Here is a 19,292-nt window from a genome sequence, read left to right on the forward strand (position 1 = left end):
TCAGCCCGCCTGGTCCAGAATGCGTACGACTAACTGCGAGAAGCTCATCCCCGCCTGACGAGCGGCCATCGGCACAAGGCTGTGGCTGGTCATTCCCGGGGACGTATTCGCTTCCAGCAGATAAAATTGTCCATCACGGTCCTGCATCACGTCGATGCGTCCCCAGCCGCGACAACCCAGAATATGCCAGGCTTTAAGCACCAGGGACTGTAATTCTGCTTCACGCTCAGCATCCAGACCACAAGGGCAGAAATATTGCGTCTCATCAGAGAGATACTTTGCCTCATAATCATAGAAGGTTCCGGCCGGTTGGATACGGATTGACGGTAAAATTTCTTCACCAAGCATTGCGACGGTAAATTCCGGCCCGCTAAGCCATTTTTCAATCAGAACTTCTTCATCATGTTGAAATGCCAGCGCTAAAGCGGAGGCTAAATCGTCAGCTTTGTCGACTTTAGACATCCCCACGCTCGACCCTTCCCGGCTCGGCTTTACAATAACCGGTAAGCCCAGTTCCGCAATGCGTGTATTAACGCTATCCGGAAGGCCCAATTCAAATTCGCGACGCGTCAGTGCCACCCACGGCGCAACCGGTAATCCCGCGCCCTGCCACAGTAACTTACTGCGCAGTTTATCCATAGAGATGGCGGATGCCATCACGCCACTACCGGTGTACGGCATGCCGATTAATTCCAGCAATCCCTGCAGGGTACCGTCTTCACCGCCCCGGCCATGTAACGCGATAAAGACTTTATCGAAACCCAGCGCTTTTAATTGCGTTACGTCGACCTCTCTTGGATCAACCAGGTGGGCATTAACGCCGCCCTCACGCAGGCCCGCCAGCACCGCAGCGCCGGAATTCAGGGAAACCTCACGCTCTGCGGAGGTACCACCAGACAGGACAGCAATCTTATCAGCCATGATGCTCATCCTCCTGGTTTTGCGGCTTCAGTTTGATTTCCGCTAAGGTACGGGCGATTTTACCGATATTTCCCGCGCCCTGAATCAGAATCAAATCGTTACCGGTGAGGACCGGTGCCAGAATTTCCGCCACCTGTGCCGGGTCAGAAACCAGAATAGGATCAACTTTACCGCGTCCGCGAATCGTGCGACACAGGGAACGGCTGTCCGCGCCCGGAATCGGTGTTTCGCCTGCGGAATATACGTCCAGCATCAGCAGCGTATCCACCTGTGACAGGACGCTGGCGAAATCGTCGTACAGATCGCGCGTACGCGTGAAACGGTGCGGCTGGAAGATCATCACCAGATTTTTGTCAGGCCAGCCTGCACGTGCGGCTTTAATGGTGGCGTCGACTTCAGTCGGATGGTGACCGTAGTCGTCCACCAGCATCGCAGTGCCGGTTTTACCGTTTACGGCATCCAGCGGGAATTCACCGAGGAAGTCGAAACGACGCCCGGTCCCCTGGAAGCTTTCCAGCGCACGCAGGATCGCGTCGTCATCAATGCCTTCTTCCGTAGCCACGGCCACTGCCGCAGCGGCGTTAAGAGCGTTATGACGCCCCGGCGCATTCAGCGTCACGTGGAGCAGCTCTTTGTCCTGACGCGCCAGAGTGAAGTGCCCCTGCGCGCCAATCTGTTTGTACTCTTCCACGCGGACGTCAGCGTCTTCACTGAAGCCGTAAGTGGTGATTTGACGACCCACGCGCGGCAGAAGCTCGCGAATGACCGGATCGTCTACGCACATTACCGCACGTCCATAGAACGGCAGGTTATGCAGGAAGTTGATAAAGGTCTGCTTTAAGTTCTCGAAGTCACCCTGGTAGGTATCCATATGGTCAGCTTCGATGTTCGTGACAATCGCCACCATCGGCTGCAGGTGCAGGAAAGACGCATCGCTTTCATCCGCTTCCGCAATCAGATAACGACTGTGTCCCAGACGTGCATGCACGCCCGCGGCTTTTACCAGACCGCCGTTGACGAACGTCGGGTCAAGACCCGCTTCCGCATAAATACTGGAAACCATCGCCGTGGTCGTGGTTTTACCGTGGGTCCCGGCAATCGCAATGCCGTGACGGAAACGCATCAGTTCCGCCAGCATTTCTGCGCGGCGGATCACCGGAATGCGCGCTTCATGCGCGGCAACGATCTCCGGGTTGTCAGAGGAGATGGCGCTCGATACCACCACCACGCTCGCATCGCGCACGTTTTCCGGGCGATGGTTGAAATAGATAGTCGCCCCAAGTGACGCCAGCTGCTGCGTAACAGGGTTTGGCGCCAGGTCAGACCCGCTGATCTGATAGCCTTCGTTAGCTAACACTTCGGCAATACCGCCCATGCCAGCACCACCGATGCCAACAAAGTGAATGTGCCGGACGCGACGCATCTCGGGCACGATTGAACGCAGTTTTGCCAGTTGTTGTGTATTCATTCTCTAAACGCCATCGACTACTTAAAATTCGTGCCGCGCTTCACGCGCTGCGAGGGTTAAGCCTGGGATGCCAGGCTCACTTCTTTTGCCACCCGTTCAGTCGCATCAGGAATAGCGGTCGCGCGCGCGCGTTCTGCCATCTCCAGCAATACGTCTCTGTTCCAGCCCGCCAGGGTGGTGGCGACCGCGTCGGCGGTAAACTGTGGCTGCTCAAAAATTTTCGCCGCGCCGGCCTTCTCGAGCGGCAATGCGTTCCAGTACTGCTGTCTGTCTTTGTGCTGGAACGGCACAAACAGGGCCGGCAGCCCGGCGGCGGCAATCTCGCTCACCGTCAGCGCACCTGAGCGACAAACGACGACATCGGCCCAGGCATAAGCGGCGGCCATGTCATCGATAAACTCGGTGACGTTATGCTGCGGCTGCCCGGCCTCGGCGTAAGCCTGCTCAACGGTCTGCTGAGCGCCTTTTCCACTCTGGTGCCAGATGGTAACGGCATCGCCCAGCTTTGCGGCAACCAGCGGCATCGTCTGGTTTAAAATGCGCGCCCCCTGCGAACCGCCGACAACCAGCACCCGAACCGGCCCTTCACGACCCGCCAGGCGAGCATCCGGCAGCGGCAGCGCCAGCACGTCGACACGCACCGGGTTACCCACCACGTCTGCTTTCGGAAACGCACCGGGAAACGCCTGCATCACTTTGGTGGCGATTTTCGCCAGCCACTTGTTGGTCAGGCCGGCAATACCGTTCTGCTCATGCAGCACGACGGGAATCCCTAACGACCACGCGGCCAGCCCACCAGGCCCCGAGACATAGCCGCCCATGCCCAGCACCACATCAGGCTTAAAGCGCTTCATGATGGTGCGCGCCTGACGCCAGGCGTTAAAAATACGCACCGGCGCCAGCAGCATTGCCTTGAGGCCTTTGCCTCGAAGGCCAGAAATACGGATAAAGTCGATCTCGATACCGTGCTTCGGTACCAGATCGGCTTCCATGCGGTCTGCGGTTCCCAGCCAGCGTACCTGCCAGCCCTGATCCATTAAATGGTGCGCAACCGCCAGCCCCGGGAACACGTGTCCGCCGGTACCGCCTGCCATCACCATTAACCGCTTCGGTTGATTCATCGTGAACCTCGTGTAAACGCCTGGGCTTTTTCCAGACGCGTTTCATAATCTATGCGCAACAACAGCATGATGGCCGTCGACATAATCAACAGACTGGAACCACCATAACTGATCAACGGCAACGTCAGACCTTTGGTCGGCAGCATGCCCGCTGCGGCCCCGACGTTAACCAATGCCTGGAAACTAAACCAGATACCAATTGAGCAGGCTAAGAAACCTGAGAAGCGGTGATCGATCTCCAGCGCTTTCCGGCCGATGGACATGGCACGGAAAGCGACGAAGAATACCATTAATAACGCTAATACCACACCGATATAACCCAGTTCTTCCGCAATAATGGAGAAGATGAAGTCAGTGTGTGCTTCCGGCAAATACTCCAGTTTTTGAACCGAGTTGCCCAGACCCTGTCCCCAGACTTCACCGCGGCCAAAGGCCATCAGCGACTGCGTCAGCTGGTAACCACTGCCGAACGGGTCTTCCCACGGGTTCCAGAACGAGGTCACACGGCGAATACGGTAAGGCTCAGCGAGGATCAGCAGCACAACCGCTGATATCCCCATCCCGATGATAGCGATGAACTGCCACAGTTTTGCGCCCGCCAGGAACAGCATGGCCAGCGTCGTTACAAACAGTACGACCACCGTACCAAGGTCAGGCTGCGCCAGCAGTAACACCGCCAGCACCAGAATCACGCCCATCGGTTTTAAGAAGCCGCGCAGGTTGTTACGCACTTCATCCACTTTACGCACCAGGTAGTTCGCCAGGTAGCAGAACAGGGAAAGCTTGGTAAATTCCGCAGGCTGAATACGCAGCGGGCCAAAAGCAATCCAGCGGGATGCCCCGTTAACGGAGCTCCCGACGACCAGAACAATCAGCAGCATAATAATCGAGGCGATCAGCATCGCCGTACTGTGCCGCTGCCAGAACTCCATCGGCAGACGCAGGGTGACCAGCGCCAGACAGAACGCCAGGATGATGTACAGGCCATCACGCTTGGCAAACAGGAAGGGATCGTTCGCCAGACGCTGCCCGACGGGCATGGAAGCGGACGTCACCATGATAAAGCCGACCGCCGCCAGTCCCAGCGTGAGCCAGAACAGCGTGCGATCGTACATGATCAGGCTGTCGTTATCTTTTTGACGAGAGCCCATCACCCAGCCTTTGAGTGCCGCAAACAGCCATACCAGGATCCCAAATCCTGGCAGGCGCGGCATTTTCAGGCGAGGGAGAGATAAACGCATCAGCCTAACTCCTTCGCCAGGCGGGTAAAGACATCACCACGCTGTTCGAAATTCTTGAATTGATCGAGGCTGGCACACGCCGGAGAGAGCAGCACCATATCGCCTGGCTTCACGCGAGGGGCAATCAGCCGCATCGCCTGTTCCATGGTTTCGGTCTGCTCGGCAATCTCAGGGCGCAGCTCAGCCAGCTCGCTGCCGTCACGGCCGAAACAGTACAGGCGGATGTTATCACCTGAGAGATACGGCTTCAGGGAGGAGAAATCAGCAGATTTGCCGTCGCCGCCCAGCAGTAAATGCAGAGTACCTTCAACGTGCAGGCCGTTCAGCGCGGCCTCGGTGCTTCCCACGTTGGTGGCTTTGGAGTCGTTAATCCAGCGCACGCCGTTATGCTCCAGCGCGAGCTGGAAACGGTGCGCCAGACCGGAAAACGTCGTCAATGCTTTCAGGCTGGAGGAGCGTGGCAGCCCGACTGCGTCCGCCAGCGCCAGCGCTGCCAGCGCATTGGTATAGTTATGCTGACCAGAAAGTTTCATCTCTTTCACGTTCAGCACTTTCTCACCTTTCACACGCAGCCAGGTTTCGCCCAGCTGACGGTTCAGGTGGTAATCACCCATGGTGATGCCAAAACTGATGCAGCGCTCGTCCGCGCCGCGCACCGGCATGGTCAGCGCATCATCTGCGTTAACGACGCAGACCTTTGCATTCTCATAAACGCGCAGCTTGGCGGCACGGTACTGCTGCAGACCAAATGGATACCTGTCCATATGATCTTCAGTCACGTTGAGGATCGTCGCAGCGGCAGCATGCAGGCTGGAGGTGGTTTCCAGCTGGAAGCTTGAAAGCTCGAGGACATACAGCTCACAGCCTTTGTCCAGCAGCATCAGCGCCGGCAGGCCGATATTACCGCCGACTCCGACGTTCATGCCCGCCGCTTTCGCCATCTCACCCACCAGGGTGGTGACGGTGCTTTTCCCGTTAGAACCAGTAATCGCGATAACCGGTGCCTGCGCTTCGCGGCAGAACAGCTCGATATCGCCGATAATCTCAACGCCTGCATCCGCGGCAGCGCTCAGTGAAGGATGTGCCAGCGCCATACCCGGGCTTGCGACAATCAGATCGGCTGCCAGCAGCCAGTCATCATTCAGACCACCAAGGTGGCGTTCAACCTGTTCCGGCAGTTTTTCCAGACCCGGCGGAGAGACACGCGTATCCATCACGCGCGGCGTCACGCCACGCGCGAGGAAAAAGTCCACGCAGGACAGGCCCGTGAGGCCTAACCCGATGATAACGACCTTTTTGCCCTGGTAATCTGCCATGATTAACGTACCTTCAGCGTTGCCAGGCCAATCAGCACCAGCATCAGCGAAATAATCCAGAAGCGCACAATGACGCGCGGCTCCGGCCAGCCTTTCAGTTCATAGTGATGGTGAATAGGCGCCATACGGAAGATGCGCTGTCCACGCAGCTTGAAGGAGCCAACCTGCAAAATGACCGACAGGGTCTCAACCACAAACACGCCACCCATGATCACCAGCAGGAACTCCTGACGCAGCAGCACAGCAATAATGCCGAGCGCGCCGCCCAATGCCAGTGAACCAACGTCACCCATAAAGACCTGCGCCGGATAGGTGTTGAACCACAGGAAGCCCAGCCCTGCGCCGACAATCGCCGTGCAGACGATCACCAGCTCACCCGCGTGACGCAAATAAGGGATGTGCAGGTAGTTCGCAAAGTTCATGTTACCGGTCGCCCACGCCACCAGTGCAAAACCGGCGGCCACAAAGACGGTTGGCATAATGGCCAGGCCATCCAGACCGTCGGTCAGGTTCACCGCGTTACCGGTACCTACAATCACGAAGTAGGCCAGCAGGATATAAAACAGCCCCAACTGTGGCATCACGTCTTTAAAGAACGGCACGACCAGCTCGGTCGCTGGCGTGTCTTTGCCTGCCAGATACAGCGCGAAGGCCACGCCCAGCGCGATCACCGACATCCAGAAATATTTCCAGCGCGCGATCAGACCCTTGGTATCTTTGCGAACGACTTTACGATAATCATCAACAAAACCGATGATCCCGTACCCCACCAGTACCGTCAGCACACACCAGACGTACGGGTTGGACGGGTACGCCCACAACAGCACGGAAACGACAATGGCGGTCAGGATCATGATCCCACCCATGGTCGGCGTACCGCGCTTGCTGAAGTGCGATTCCGGACCGTCGTTACGCACAACCTGGCCGAAAGAGAGTTCTTGCAGACGGGCAATCATGCGCGGGCCCATCCACAATGAGATGAACAGCGCAGTCAGCAGGCTGACGATGGCGCGAAACGTCAGATAGGAAAAGACGTTAAAGCCTGAATAATATTTGACCAAATGTTCGGCCAGCCAAACTAACATGTCCCGTTCTCCTGTAATGCGTGCACAACCTCTTCCATGGCGGCACTACGTGAACCTTTCACTAACACTGTCACAATTTGTTTTTCTGTAATTAATGCCTTAAGGCGCTCAATCAACGCGGCTTTATCGGCAAAATGTTCACCAACACCGCTGGCCTGGCTTATCGCCTGGCTCAGTTTTCCTGCGCTCAGGACGCAGTCCAGCCCTGCCGCTTTCGCCGCTTCCCCTACCTGGGTATGACAGGCTTCACTTTCGTCGCCCAGCTCTGCCATATCACCGACCACCATGATGCGGTAGCCCGGCATCTCCGATAACACCTGCACCGCCGCCGTCATGGAGCCAACGTTCGCGTTGTAGGAGTCATCCAGCAGCAGTTTGTTTTCCGCAAGCTGGACGGGGAACAGGCGTCCCGGGACGGCTTTTAAGTTTGCCAGCCCGTTTTTAATTGCCTCATGTGATGCGCCCACCGCGGTCGACAATGCCGCTGCCGCAAGGGCATTGGCAATGTTATGGCGGCCCGGAAGCGGCAACAGCACATCCACGCCCCCCGTTGGGGTCATGAGCGTGAATTCCGTCCCCTGCGACGTCACATGAATATTGGTCGCGGTAAAATCACTGTTGGCTGCATTTGGCGAGAAGCGCCAGGTTTTACGCGAGCCAATGATGTTCTGCCAGTTCAGCCAGTCATTGTTATCGGCATTCATAATGGCAATGCCGTTTGCGGGCAGACCGGTGTAGATCTCACCTTTCGCTTTCGCCACACCTTCCAGTGAACCAAAACCTTCCAGATGCGCAGCCGCCAGGTTATTGACCAGCGCGGCTTCCGGGCGAGTCAGGCTCACGGTCCAGGCGATTTCCCCCTGGTGGTTAGCTCCTAACTCGATCACGGCAAATTCATGCTCTTTGGTCAGGCGAAGTAATGTCATCGGCACGCCGATGTCATTATTGAGGTTGCCCGCGGTGTAAAGCGTATTGCCGCACTGACTCAGGATTGCCGCCGTCATTTCTTTCACGGACGTTTTGCCGGATGACCCGGTCAGGGCGACGACGCGCGTCGGCACCTGCTGACGAACCCAGGCAGCCAGTTCACCGAACGCGAGACGCGTATCTTTCACCACAATCTGTGGCAGATCGCTATCCAGCTTGCGGCTAACCAGCAGCGCACCGGCGCCATTTTCTTTGGCGTTATCCGCAAAATCGTGCGCATCAAAACGCTCCCCTTTCAGGGCCACAAACAGACAGCCGGCAGTGACTTTACGGGTGTCCGTCGTCACAGCATCAATGGTGCGATCCTGACCATACAGGTCGCCCTGCAGGATTTGAGCCGCCTGACTTAATGAAAGGCTAATCATGCCACGACTCCCAGCAGACGTGCTGCCGTTACGCGGTCCGAGTAGTCCAGACGGCGGTTGCCAACAATCTGATAATCTTCATGACCTTTACCCGCCAGCAGGACAACATCGTTCTCCTGAGCCTGCATGATGGTGTTCGTTACGGCTTCCGCACGGCCTTCCACGACGCGAGCACGGCCCGCGTCCAGCATGCCCGCCAGAATGTCATTGATGATGGCGCGCGGCTCTTCCGTACGCGGGTTGTCATCGGTGACAACCGGAATATCCGCGAACTGTTCCGCAATAGCCCCCATTAGCGGGCGTTTGCCTTTATCGCGATCGCCGCCGCAGCCAAACACGCACCAGAGTTTACCGGTGCAGTGCAGACGCGCCGCTTCCAGCGCTTTTTCCAGCGCATCCGGCGTGTGGGCATAATCCACCACGACGGTAGGCTTGCCAGGGGCACTAAACACTTCCATACGGCCACAAACCGGTTGCAAACGCGCGGCAGTTTTAAGCAGTTCAGCCATCGGATAACCCAACGCCAGCAGTGTCGCCAGCGCCAGCAGCAGGTTGCTGACGTTAAACGCCCCCATCAGGCGGCTTTCGATTTCGCCTTCCCCCCAGGAGGAGGCAAAGCGGATCGTCGCCCCGCTGTCGTGATAGTGAACCTCAACCGCTTTCAGCCAGCGACCATGGCAGTTCGGATTAATATGATCTTCCATCGACACCGCAACCGCGTCCGGCAGCCCTGCCAGCCAGCGGCGACCGACATCGTCGTCGGCGTTGATGATGGCTTGTCCGTAATGGTGCGTGGAGTAAAGCAGCCATTTTGCAGCTTCGTAATGCTCCATATCACCATGATAATCGAGATGATCGCGGCTCAGGTTTGTGAACACCGAGGCGGCAAACTTCAGAGCCGCTACGCGATGCTGCACCAGACCGTGCGAAGAGACTTCCATCGCCGCAAAGGTGGCCCCCTGCTCTGCCAGACCGGCAAGGACATGCTGTACGTCAACCGCGGAGCCGGTGGTGTTTTCTGTCGGGATGACTTTGCCCAGCAGGCCGTTACCTACGGTGCCCATGACTGCGCCGGTCTCACCCAGTAACTGGGCCCACTGCGCCATCAGCTGCGTGGTGGTGGTTTTTCCGTTTGTCCCGGTCACGCCCACCAGACGCAGCTGGTCAGAGGGCTCATGATAGAAACGCCCCGCCAGCGCGGAAAGACGCTCGTTTAACTGGCTGAGATAGATAACCGGCACACCGTGCATTTCACGGATCTCGCCGTCAGTTGCCTCATCTTTGGCCTCAGCAATAATGGCAGCAACACCTTGCGCAATCGCCTGCGGGATATAACGACGCCCGTCCGCCTGATGACCGACCACCGCCACAAAAAGATCGCCAGAAGCCGCTACGCGGCTGTCCAGTACCATCTCTCGCAGTGCTCGCTCCGGTGCATTTGACACCCACGGAGCGAGAAGGTCGCGCAAATTACGATCTGCCACCTGTACCCTCGCCTTGATTAATTACAAATTCACTTTTTTCGCCCGTCGCCAGCGCATCCGGTTCAACGTTCATGGTGCGCAATACGCCGCCCATGATGGCGCCAAACACAGGCGCAGAGACGGCGCCGCCGTAGTATTTACCCGCCTGTGGATCGTTTATCACGACCACCAGCGCAAAACGCGGATTGCTTGCAGGCGCAACGCCTGCGGTATAGGCAATGTATTTGTTGATGTAGCGACCGTCTGGCCCCACTTTTTTCGCTGTACCGGTTTTGATGGCGATGCGATAGCCTTTAATCGCCGCCTTCACGCCACCACCGCCAGGCAGCGCTACGCTTTCCATCATATGCACGACAGTGCGAACGATAGATTCCGGGAAGATACGCTCGCCCGGAACCGGTGGATCAACTTTGGTAATCGACAGCGGGCGATAGACGCCGTAGCTGCCAATCGTTGCGTAGACTCGCGCTAACTGTAACGGGGTTACCATTAGCCCGTAGCCGAAAGAGAAGGTGGCCCTCTCTATGTCAGACCACCGTTGTTTTTGAGGATATAAGCCACTGCGTTCTCCGACCAACCCCAAATTGGTCGCCTTTCCAAGTCCAAAACGTGAGTAAGTCTCTACTAACGCTGAGGACGGCATCGCTAACGCCAGCTTTGAAACACCGACGTTACTCGACTTCTGTAACACCCCGGTCAGGGTCAATTCGCTGTAGCGCGCCACGTCTTTAATCTCGTGGCCGTTAATACGGTATGGGATCGTGTTCAGAACCGTGTTTTCATTGACGATACCGCGTTGCAGCGCCGTCATCACGACCATCGGTTTTACCGTGGAGCCGGGTTCGAACACGTCGGTAATGGCCCGGTTACGCATCGCATCTTTGGCGGTACCGGTAAAATTGTTCGGGTTGTAGGATGGGCTGTTGGCCATCGCCAGTACTTCACCGGTGCTGACATCTACCAGCACGGCGCTGCCTGACTCCGCCTTGTTGAATGCCACAGCGTTGTTCAGCTCGCGGTAGACCAGCGCCTGCAGGCGCTCGTCAATACTCAGGGCCAGGTTGTGTGCCGCCTGGCTGTCCGTAGACGAGATATCTTCGATAACGCGCCCATAGCGGTCTTTACGGACGATTCGCTCGCCAGGCTGGCCGGTGAGCCACTTATCGAAGCTTTTTTCAACGCCCTCAATCCCCTGGCTGTCGACGTTGGTAAAGCCAATGAGGTGAGCGGTTACTTCGCCGGATGGGTAGTAACGGCGTGACTCTTCACGCAGATGAATACCTGGCAACTTCAGTTTGCGGATGTAGTCTGCCATGTCAGGGTTAACCTGACGCGCTAGATAGATAAAACGCCCTTTCGGGTTGGCATTAACGCGGGAAGCCAGCTGATCGAGCGGCATTTTCAGCGCATCAGACAGCGCTTTCCAGCGATTGTCGAGCGTGATCCCCCCCGCGTCGTGCAGCTCTTTCGGATCGGCCCAGATCGCCTTCACCGGCACGCTCACCGCCAGAGGACGGCCAGAACGGTCGGTGATCATCCCGCGGGAAGTGGCGACTTCCTGGACACGGAGGGAACGCATGTCTCCCTGGCGTACCAGCATGTCAGGCGCGACGATTTGTAACCAGGCCACGCGTCCCAGCAGGAAACCCAGCGCCAGTAAAATGCAGCCGCAAAGCAACGCAAAACGCCAACTGATAAAGTTGGCCTGTTCTTCCTGACGTTTTGGTTTTAGCGTTTTTGCCGCTGCTCTCATGCGTCGCGTTTTCCCTTATTTTTGTACTACGATATTTTCCTGGGAAGGATCAACATGCTGCAGTTGCAGCTTTTCCGTTGCGATCCGTTCAACCCGGCTGTGATCGCCGAGCGCGTTTTCTTCAAGGATCAGATTTCGCCATTCAATATCCAGCGCATCGCGTTCCAGTACCAACTGCTCGCGTTGCGCAGTCAATAAACGTGTATGGTGTGCGGTAGTCACCACCGTAACTGCCGTAACAATGATGCAAATGAACAGGCAGAGTGGCAGTTTCCCGAACCGCAAAAGATCGTCGCCGATCACGCCAGGCAAGGCATGGCGCTCGTTGCTTCCTAACGAATCCTTAACTTTGCTGAGGGTCTCTGTCACTCTGCCGATCATGCGTTCGTCCTCTCTGCAACACGCAGCACTGAACTACGGGCACGTGGATTCTCTGCCACCTCTTCTTCGCCCGGCATCAACTTGCCTAGTGCTCGCAACTGACGGCCACCCAGCTTCCTGAGTTGTTCTTCCGTCATCGGCAGCCCCGCTGGCACCTGTGGACCGCGACTTTGTTCACGCATAAAGCGTTTCACAATACGGTCTTCCAGCGAATGGAAGCTGATGATGGATAACCGCCCACCCGGGGCCAGCACGTCGAGCGAGCTTTTTAGCGCCAGCTCTATTTCCTCCAGTTCACTGTTTACCCAGATGCGAACCGCCTGGAAGGTACGGGTCGCGGGATGTTTGTGTTTGTCCTTCACCGGCGTCGCCGCCGCGATCACTTCGGCCAGCTCTTTGGTGCGAGTCATTGGCTCAATGCGGTTGCGCTCAACAATGGCGCGCGCAATACGTTTGCCAAAACGCTCTTCGCCAAAGGTTTTGATGACCCATGCAATATCCGCTTCGTCAGCGGTCTGTAACCACTCGGCGGCAGACTGACCACGCGTCGGGTCCATCCGCATGTCCAGCGGACCATCGCGCATAAAAGAGAAGCCGCGTTCAGCATCATCAAGCTGAGGTGAAGAGACGCCAAGATCGAGAAGAATCCCGTCGATCTTTCCCGTCAGGCCGCGCTCGGCAACGTATTCCGCGAGCGCAGAGAAAGGTCCATGCACGATGGAAAAACGTGGATCATTGATGGTCTGTGCAACGGCAATCGCCTGCGGATCGCGATCGATTGCCAGCAGACGTCCTTCCTCACCCAGCTGGGAGAGGATCAAACGCGAGTGGCCACCGCGACCAAAAGTGCCATCAATGTAGATGCCATCCGGACGAATATTCAGGCCGTTAACAGCCTCGTCCAGTAACACCGTTTTATGTTTATAATTTTCCATCATATTTATAGAGACAAGTCCTGCAGCCGTTCCGATAATGTCGCGGAATCAGACTGCTCAGCGTCGATATCTTCCTTGACCTGTTGATACCAGGTCGTTTCATCCCACAGTTCAAATTTGTTGAACTGCCCAACCAGCATCACTTCTTTGGTCAGACCGGCATGTTGCCGTAATACAGGCGCAATCAGTAATCGCCCTGCGTTATCCATCTGACATTCACTGGCATGTCCCAATAACAACCGCTGCACGCGGCGTTCCTGCGGGTTCATGCTCGACAGTCGCGACAGCTTTTGCTCAATAATTTCCCATTCAGGCAGGGGGTAAAGCAGCAGGCAGGGGGAGTTAATGTCAATGGTGCAAACCATTTGACCCGCAGCGTTCTCAATCAGCTGGTCGCGGTATCGGGTTGGTACCGATAAACGCCCTTTGCTGTCGAGATTGACTAACGTTGCTCCACGGAACATGCCAGTCTCACCCCTCCTCACCACTTTAACCCACAAATTCCCACCTAAAGGAGTTTACGGAGCGAGGGAAAAGCTTGTCAAGCCAGGACTCTCCCTGTAAGGACCCGAAAGCCCTCTATTTACAGAGATAAACACTCCTGGTTAATAACTGCACAACTGGCGAGGCAAAATTAACGTTATGAATATTTGTAAGAAAAAAACCGAATATGCACACTAGCGTTAAAGCTCACTCAATATCATCGCAGATAAATATAAAGTGTCAGTTTGCGACGCGGGCAGCATTTTATGACAGATTCTCAGGGGATAACAGTGCCAGATTCACCAGGACACACGGTAAACGCGGCGGTTAGCAGGTCAGCTGTCAAAGGAAGAGAAAAAACGTCTGAATATTCATCGACCGAAGAGGGTTTGTAACAAAGTAATACAAAAATAGCCGATTAAAAGGGCTCAGTCGTTCTTAAAAGGACAATTTAAGCGTCAGAATGAATTAAGAAAAATAGGAGATTATGATCCCTCAAGAATTATCCTAATTTCTCTCCGGGAATTATCTTCCCGAATTATCACAACAAAATGGGGCAGATTTCTCCGCCCCGGACATTTCATTTATGACGGCTTAAAATTCCGCGATGGTAGAGATTACGTTTGATACGCGTCAGGCCTGGCTTCGGTTTACGGGGCTCATCCAGACTCGCCAGCACAATCTCCAGCACGCGTTCAGCCACATCACGATGACGCTGCGCTACCGCCAGCACCGGGCACTGGAGAAAGTCCAGCAGCTCGTTATCGCCGAAAGTGGCAATGGCCAGGTCGGAGGGGAGCTTGCCTTCACGCCGTAAGGTCACATCCATTACCCCTTGCAGAAGTGCAAAAGAGGTAGTGAACAACGCCTGAGGCATCGGGTGCGTCTCCAGCCATTTCTCGAACAACTGCGCAGCGGCTTCACGTTCGTAGCTGTTGGCATAGAGGTAATGTACCTCGCGCGGATCGTCTTTCCAGGCGGTTCTGAAACCCTGCTCACGCAAAAAACTCACAGAAAGCTCAGGCAGCGCGCCAAGATAAAGCACGGTTTCTGCCGGGAACGTTCTTAGCTCAGCGGCCAGCATTTCTGCATCATCCTGATCGGCACCCACGACGCTCGTGAAATGCTCGCGGTCCAGGGCGCGATCCAGCGCGACGATCGGGAACGGGTCGTTCGCCCAGCGCTGGTAGAATGGATGCTCCGGGGGTAAGGAAGTCGACACGATAATGGCATCGACCTGACGCTGGAGCAGATGCTCAATACAGCGCATCTCGTTGTCGGGCTGATCTTCCGAGCAGGCAATCAGCAGTTGATAGCCGCGCTGGCGCGCCTGACGCTCAAGATAGTTGGCGATACGGGTATAGCTGGTGTTTTCCAGGTCCGGGATCACCAGACCAATAGAGCGGGTGCGCCCGGCACGCAGGCCGGCTGCGACAGCATTCGGATGGTAGTTATGTTCACGAACCACCGCCATAACTTTTTCAACGGTCTTATCGCTGACACGGTACTGTTTTGCTTTACCGTTAATCACATAGCTGGCCGTTGTTCGTGACACGCCGGCTAGCCGGGCGATTTCATCCAGTTTCACAATTGCCCCTTAAAAAAAGAAAAGAGTCCATGGCCCTGTCAAGGTTATGGTTAAATCTTTTAACATCTAAACGCAGAAAAGCCTTCGCGGCAACCGCTTTTATCTGCGTTGTCGGCTGATTACGCAAAAAAAAGCCCGGCTTTGGTGACCGGGCAGAAAGAGGCGAACCTTTTTGACAACTAACGCATGATTTTCTCGCCGCGTGACAGACCCACTACACCCGATCTCGCCACCTCAACAATTTTGGCTACATCCCGCACGGATGCCAGGAAAGCATCCAGCTTGTCGCTCGTCCCCACCAACTGCACCGTATAAAGAGAAGGCGTGACGTCGATAATCTGTCCGCGGAAAATATCCGCATTGCGTTTGACTTCTTCACGCCCGTAGCCACTGGCCTGAATTTTCACCAGCATAACCTCACGCTCAACGTAAGCCCCCTGCCCCAGCTCGCTCACGCGCAGTACGTCGACCAGTTTATGCAGCTGTTTTTCAATTTGCTCAAGGACTTTCGCGTCGCCGACGGTCTGGATCGTCATGCGCGACAGCGTTGGGTCATCCGTCGGGGCGACAGTCAGGCTTTCAATGTTATAGCCGCGCTGTGCAAAAAGCCCAATGACGCGCGACAGGGCGCCAGACTCGTTTTCCAGTAAAACAGACAATATCCGGCGCATATCAGGTTCTCTCCGTTTTGCTTAACCACATTTCATCCATACCCCCACCACGAATATGCATCGGATAAACGTGCTCGGTGCCATCAACAATGACATCCATAAAGACGAGGCGGTTGTTTTTAACGTGTTCAAGCGCTTCTGCGAGCTTCGTTTCCAGCTCAGCCGGCTCAGTCACACGCATGCCAACATGGCCGTATGCTTCTGCGAGGCGAACAAAATCCGGTAGCGATTTCATGTAAGACTGTGAGTGACGGCCAGAATAGATCATATCTTGCCACTGCTTCACCATGCCGAGGTAGCCGTTATTCAGGTTCAGCACGAGAACCGGCAGTTCATATTGCAGCGCAGTCGACAGTTCCTGAATGTTCATCTGGATACTGCCATCTCCGGTCACGCAGACGACGGTTTCATTCGGCAGCGCCAGCTTCACGCCCAGCGCTGCGGGCAGACCAAATCCCATCGTTCCTAAACCACCCGAGTTGATCCAGTGTCGCGGTTTATCAAATGGATAATACAGGGCGGCAAACATCTGGTGTTGCCCTACATCGGAGGTCACATACGCTTCACCTTTGGTCAGCCGCCACACCGCTTCGATAACCGCCTGCGGCTTAATGTTTTCACTGTGCGTGTCATATTTCAGACACTGACGCGCACGCCACTGTTCAATCTGCTGCCACCAGTCGCGGATCTCATCCAGCGGCTGGGTAGTACTTTCCTGCCCCAGCAGCTCCAGCATTTGCTCCAGGACCTGTCGGGCATCTCCGACGATCGGCACGTCAGCGGACACCGTTTTTGAGATTGACGTCGGATCGATATCAATGTGCAGGACGGTCGCGTTCGGACAATACTTCGCCAGATTGTTGGTCGTGCGATCGTCAAAGCGCACGCCTACGGCAAAGATCACATCGGAATGATGCATCGTCATGTTGGCTTCATAGGTGCCGTGCATACCCAGCATACCCAGTGCCTGACGGTGGGTAGCGGGAAATGCCCCCAGTCCCATCAGCGACGATGCAACAGGAAGGTTAAGCTTTTCAATGAGTTCACGCAGCTGGACCTCGCAGGCAGCATTGATCGCGCCGCCACCAACATAGACAACCGGTTTTTTAGCTGCCAGAAGCGTTTGCAACGCGCGCTTAATTTGACCTTTATGGCCTTGCGTGGTTGGGTTGTAGGAACGCATGCTCACCGATTCCGGCCAGACGTAAGGCAGTTTGTTGGCCGGGTTCAGGATATCTTTAGGCAGATCGACCACGACCGGACCCGGACGCCCGCTTGCCGCCAGCCAGAAGGCTTTTTTCAGTACGCCTGGAATGTCTTCGGTTTGCTTGACCAGGAAGCTGTGCTTCACCACGGGACGCGAAATCCCGACCATGTCGCACTCCTGAAACGCATCGTAGCCAATCAGTGAGGTTGCCACCTGCCCGGAGAGGATCACCAGCGGAATAGAGTCCATATACGCCGTTGCAATGCCGGTAATGGCGTTTGTTGCGCCGGGACCGGACGTGACTAAGACCACGCCCACTTCACCCGTCGCACGCGCCAGGCCGTCAGCCATGTGGACCGCCGCCTGCTCGTGACGTACCAGAACATGGTCAATGCCCCCAACCGTATGCAGCGCATCATAAATATCAAGGACCGCGCCGCCAGGGTAGCCGAACACTTGCTTCACGCCCTGGTCGATCAGCGACCGGACGACCATTTCCGCGCCAGACAACATCTCCATGCTTTGCCTCCAGGCATTGTGTTACAGACGGACTGCCGAAATCATTTCCGCACCGTCTTACGATTGGGATAAACCAATCTTATATTTTTGCAGAGTGTTCTTTACCTTAACCGCTCGTTTTGAGGCAGGCAATTAGCAAACCCGGGGAGACAATCGGTGCCTGAAGCAGAAAAAGCAGCCGTTAACGGAAGATATGGTTAATTCATCTGAGAATGGAGGATGGGATGACGAATCATCGCTGAAAAGCGCGACAATGCAGGAAATCATCTATTTTTGCGAACCAGACAGCCGCCCGAGAAAAAGCACAACAGAATAAAATATCACTACGCTTAATAAACACAGGATAAACCACATAACCTGATGCGATTTATCCTGATGCGTTTACCGGCGACAAATGCTAACAAGCAACTCTTCCATCCACTGATGTCCTTTATCCCGCCCCGCCGCTTCATGCCAGGAGAGATAGCAGGTTCGGCTATTAAGCTTAAGCGGCAGTGGCAAAATTTGCAGATTTAAGGGCTCAGAAAACTCTTCTGCCAGCCAGCGTGGCGCAATGGCCACCAGGTGTGTCTGGGAGACCACATTTAATACGCTGACCATCGCCATGCCCTGATAGGCTACACACGCCTGTTTATCCGCCGTGTCATACCACGGCAGGCTAAAAGAAGCGTACCTGTCGAGAGCAACAACGGCGTGCTGCTCGTTATAAACATCACTTTCTCGTAGCGGAGAAGACAGGCGCGGATGTTTTTTACTGGCGACCAACACCATTTCATCTTTAAACAGCGGTACGCAGGAAAATTCAGGCCGACGGAACTCTTCATATCCCAGGACAAATTCGATCTCCTGATAACGTAGCTGATGTTCGGTGTTTTGATTAAGAGAGGATTTAAAGACCAAATTGATATTCGGTGCGATCTCTTCCACCTTATTATATATTATCGACGTTAAATAATTATCTAATGGGCTACAGACACAAAGATGAAAAACGCGTTCGCTGCTTAAGGGTTCAAACCCCGAGCCCGGCAATTCATTTTGTACCAACTGCAGCGCCTGGCGGATTGAGCCGAATAGCTGAAATGCACGCGCCGTGGGCTGAATCCCCCTGCCATAGCGGACGAACAGTTCATCGTTAAACATAACCTTGAGCCTGGCGACGGCATTACTGACCGCAGGCTGTGACATCCCCAACGTTTGTGCCGCGCGGGTGATATTCTGTTCCTGCATGACAGCATCAAACACCGTCAACAGATTCAGGTCCACGGTACGTAACTGCGGTTTAATCCCATCAGCAGTTTGAGCTTGTTTAATATTATTTTCTGGCACTTCAGACTCCACTGTCACGCTACACTCCCTTTGCCAACGTATTGTAATAATCTCGAAAAATATGATTTATCATGCAAATATAACCAGCGAAAGAGAATTGTTTAAAATTCGGAATATATAAAGACACTAAAAGAACGGCAATAAAAGGTGCAAATGATATGTTTAACTTTAGGGTTAAGATGAAACCATAAACCAAACAAATATACAATTCCCCGAGAGTTAATGATGACTTAAGTATTATTAAACTGTTATTACCGCTGCACCTCATTACGTTAACAAGCTGTTATTCACACTCCTTTACCAAAGGGCCTGGATTGATTCATAGAACTTATAACTTAATGATATTAAAACCATTTACGCCTGCAACACACTTAACAACGGCACCTTTCCGGTTTAAACAAATTATTTTTATTTATTTCTGCAACCTTTTTTCAAGTCCAA

Annotated in this window: 16 protein-coding genes; all 16 read right to left on the reverse strand. The window is 54.9% G+C overall.

What is annotated here, in order from left to right; all coding sequences use genetic code 11:
* Positions 1–921 (reverse strand): D-alanine--D-alanine ligase, encoded by a 921-nt coding sequence (locus tag C5687_RS03100; RefSeq protein ID WP_047957753.1) that lies wholly within the window; start codon positions 919–921, stop codon positions 1–3.
* A complete protein-coding gene (gene murC, locus C5687_RS03105) occupies positions 914–2,389 on the reverse strand; it encodes a UDP-N-acetylmuramate--L-alanine ligase (protein ID WP_025756754.1) in 1,476 nt (491 codons plus the stop codon). Before murC ends, C5687_RS03100 begins: the two co-directional genes overlap by 8 nt.
* A gap of 56 nt (positions 2,390–2,445) precedes the next feature.
* Complete coding sequence (murG, locus tag C5687_RS03110; protein WP_059385853.1) at positions 2,446–3,510, reverse strand: undecaprenyldiphospho-muramoylpentapeptide beta-N-acetylglucosaminyltransferase; 1,065 nt, start codon at positions 3,508–3,510, stop codon at positions 2,446–2,448.
* The gene (ftsW, locus tag C5687_RS03115; protein WP_025756752.1) at positions 3,507–4,751 is read right to left on the reverse strand and encodes a cell division protein FtsW; all 1,245 of its coding nucleotides are present in this window, start codon (positions 4,749–4,751) and stop codon (positions 3,507–3,509) included. The genes murG and ftsW overlap by 4 nt, the downstream gene beginning before the upstream one ends.
* The gene (gene murD / locus C5687_RS03120; protein ID WP_047957751.1) at positions 4,751–6,067 is read right to left on the reverse strand and encodes a UDP-N-acetylmuramoyl-L-alanine--D-glutamate ligase; all 1,317 of its coding nucleotides are present in this window, start codon (positions 6,065–6,067) and stop codon (positions 4,751–4,753) included. Before murD ends, ftsW begins: the two co-directional genes overlap by 1 nt.
* 2 nt (positions 6,068–6,069) lie before the next feature.
* The gene (gene mraY, locus C5687_RS03125) at positions 6,070–7,152 is read right to left on the reverse strand and encodes a phospho-N-acetylmuramoyl-pentapeptide-transferase (RefSeq protein WP_104556393.1); all 1,083 of its coding nucleotides are present in this window, start codon (positions 7,150–7,152) and stop codon (positions 6,070–6,072) included.
* The gene (murF, locus tag C5687_RS03130) at positions 7,146–8,504 is read right to left on the reverse strand and encodes a UDP-N-acetylmuramoyl-tripeptide--D-alanyl-D-alanine ligase (RefSeq protein WP_095441670.1); all 1,359 of its coding nucleotides are present in this window, start codon (positions 8,502–8,504) and stop codon (positions 7,146–7,148) included. The genes mraY and murF overlap by 7 nt, the downstream gene beginning before the upstream one ends.
* A complete protein-coding gene (gene murE, locus C5687_RS03135; protein WP_104556394.1) occupies positions 8,501–9,988 on the reverse strand; it encodes a UDP-N-acetylmuramoyl-L-alanyl-D-glutamate--2,6-diaminopimelate ligase in 1,488 nt (495 codons plus the stop codon). The genes murF and murE overlap by 4 nt, the downstream gene beginning before the upstream one ends.
* Positions 9,975–11,741 (reverse strand): peptidoglycan glycosyltransferase FtsI, encoded by a 1,767-nt coding sequence (locus tag C5687_RS03140; protein ID WP_047957749.1) that lies wholly within the window; start codon positions 11,739–11,741, stop codon positions 9,975–9,977. The genes murE and C5687_RS03140 overlap by 14 nt, the downstream gene beginning before the upstream one ends.
* Positions 11,742–11,756: 15 nt before the next feature.
* Entirely contained in the window at positions 11,757–12,122 is a 366-nt protein-coding gene (gene ftsL / locus C5687_RS03145) for a cell division protein FtsL (RefSeq protein ID WP_025756747.1), read from the reverse strand.
* Positions 12,119–13,060 carry a 16S rRNA (cytosine(1402)-N(4))-methyltransferase RsmH gene (gene rsmH / locus C5687_RS03150; protein WP_023310390.1) on the reverse strand — a complete coding sequence of 314 codons (942 nt, stop codon included), beginning with the start codon at positions 13,058–13,060 and terminating at the stop codon, positions 12,119–12,121. Before rsmH ends, ftsL begins: the two co-directional genes overlap by 4 nt.
* A 2-nt stretch (positions 13,061–13,062) precedes the next feature.
* Positions 13,063–13,521 (reverse strand): division/cell wall cluster transcriptional repressor MraZ, encoded by a 459-nt coding sequence (mraZ, locus tag C5687_RS03155; protein WP_021240528.1) that lies wholly within the window; start codon positions 13,519–13,521, stop codon positions 13,063–13,065.
* A 599-nt stretch (positions 13,522–14,120) separates the two neighbouring features.
* Entirely contained in the window at positions 14,121–15,128 is a 1,008-nt protein-coding gene (gene cra, locus C5687_RS03160) for a catabolite repressor/activator (protein ID WP_014168621.1), read from the reverse strand.
* A 179-nt stretch (positions 15,129–15,307) separates the two neighbouring features.
* Positions 15,308–15,799: an acetolactate synthase small subunit gene (gene ilvN, locus C5687_RS03165; protein WP_014882536.1), complete on the reverse strand. Its 492-nt coding sequence runs from the start codon at positions 15,797–15,799 to the stop codon at positions 15,308–15,310.
* Between the two features lies 1 nt (position 15,800).
* On the reverse strand, positions 15,801–17,525 hold the full coding sequence (gene ilvI, locus C5687_RS03170; RefSeq protein ID WP_059385858.1) for an acetolactate synthase 3 large subunit: 1,725 nt from the start codon (positions 17,523–17,525) through the stop codon (positions 15,801–15,803).
* A 381-nt stretch (positions 17,526–17,906) separates the two neighbouring features.
* Positions 17,907–18,851 carry a transcriptional regulator LeuO gene (gene leuO / locus C5687_RS03175; protein WP_104556424.1) on the reverse strand — a complete coding sequence of 315 codons (945 nt, stop codon included), beginning with the start codon at positions 18,849–18,851 and terminating at the stop codon, positions 17,907–17,909.
* Positions 18,852–19,292: the final 441 nt, after the last annotated feature.

Origin of the sequence: Enterobacter sichuanensis, assembly GCF_002939185.1 — a bacterium.
GTDB classification, from domain to species: Bacteria; Pseudomonadota; Gammaproteobacteria; order Enterobacterales; family Enterobacteriaceae; genus Enterobacter; species Enterobacter sichuanensis.

Coding starts and splice junctions, on each gene's coding strand:
- ftsL (WP_025756747.1), bottom strand. CDS start 12,122: ATGATCGGCAGAGTGACAGAGACCCTCAGCAAAGTTAAGGATTCGTTA.
- C5687_RS03140 (WP_047957749.1), bottom strand. CDS start 11,741: ATGAGAGCAGCGGCAAAAACGCTAAAACCAAAACGTCAGGAAGAACAG.
- murC (WP_025756754.1), bottom strand. CDS start 2,389: ATGAATACACAACAACTGGCAAAACTGCGTTCAATCGTGCCCGAGATG.
- ftsW (WP_025756752.1), bottom strand. CDS start 4,751: ATGCGTTTATCTCTCCCTCGCCTGAAAATGCCGCGCCTGCCAGGATTT.
- ilvI (WP_059385858.1), bottom strand. CDS start 17,525: ATGGAGATGTTGTCTGGCGCGGAAATGGTCGTCCGGTCGCTGATCGAC.
- murD (WP_047957751.1), bottom strand. CDS start 6,067: ATGGCAGATTACCAGGGCAAAAAGGTCGTTATCATCGGGTTAGGCCTC.
- murG (WP_059385853.1), bottom strand. CDS start 3,510: ATGAATCAACCGAAGCGGTTAATGGTGATGGCAGGCGGTACCGGCGGA.
- rsmH (WP_023310390.1), bottom strand. CDS start 13,060: ATGATGGAAAATTATAAACATAAAACGGTGTTACTGGACGAGGCTGTT.
- mraY (WP_104556393.1), bottom strand. CDS start 7,152: ATGTTAGTTTGGCTGGCCGAACATTTGGTCAAATATTATTCAGGCTTT.
- ilvN (WP_014882536.1), bottom strand. CDS start 15,799: ATGCGCCGGATATTGTCTGTTTTACTGGAAAACGAGTCTGGCGCCCTG.
- C5687_RS03100 (WP_047957753.1), bottom strand. CDS start 921: ATGGCTGATAAGATTGCTGTCCTGTCTGGTGGTACCTCCGCAGAGCGT.
- mraZ (WP_021240528.1), bottom strand. CDS start 13,521: ATGTTCCGTGGAGCAACGTTAGTCAATCTCGACAGCAAAGGGCGTTTA.
- murF (WP_095441670.1), bottom strand. CDS start 8,504: ATGATTAGCCTTTCATTAAGTCAGGCGGCTCAAATCCTGCAGGGCGAC.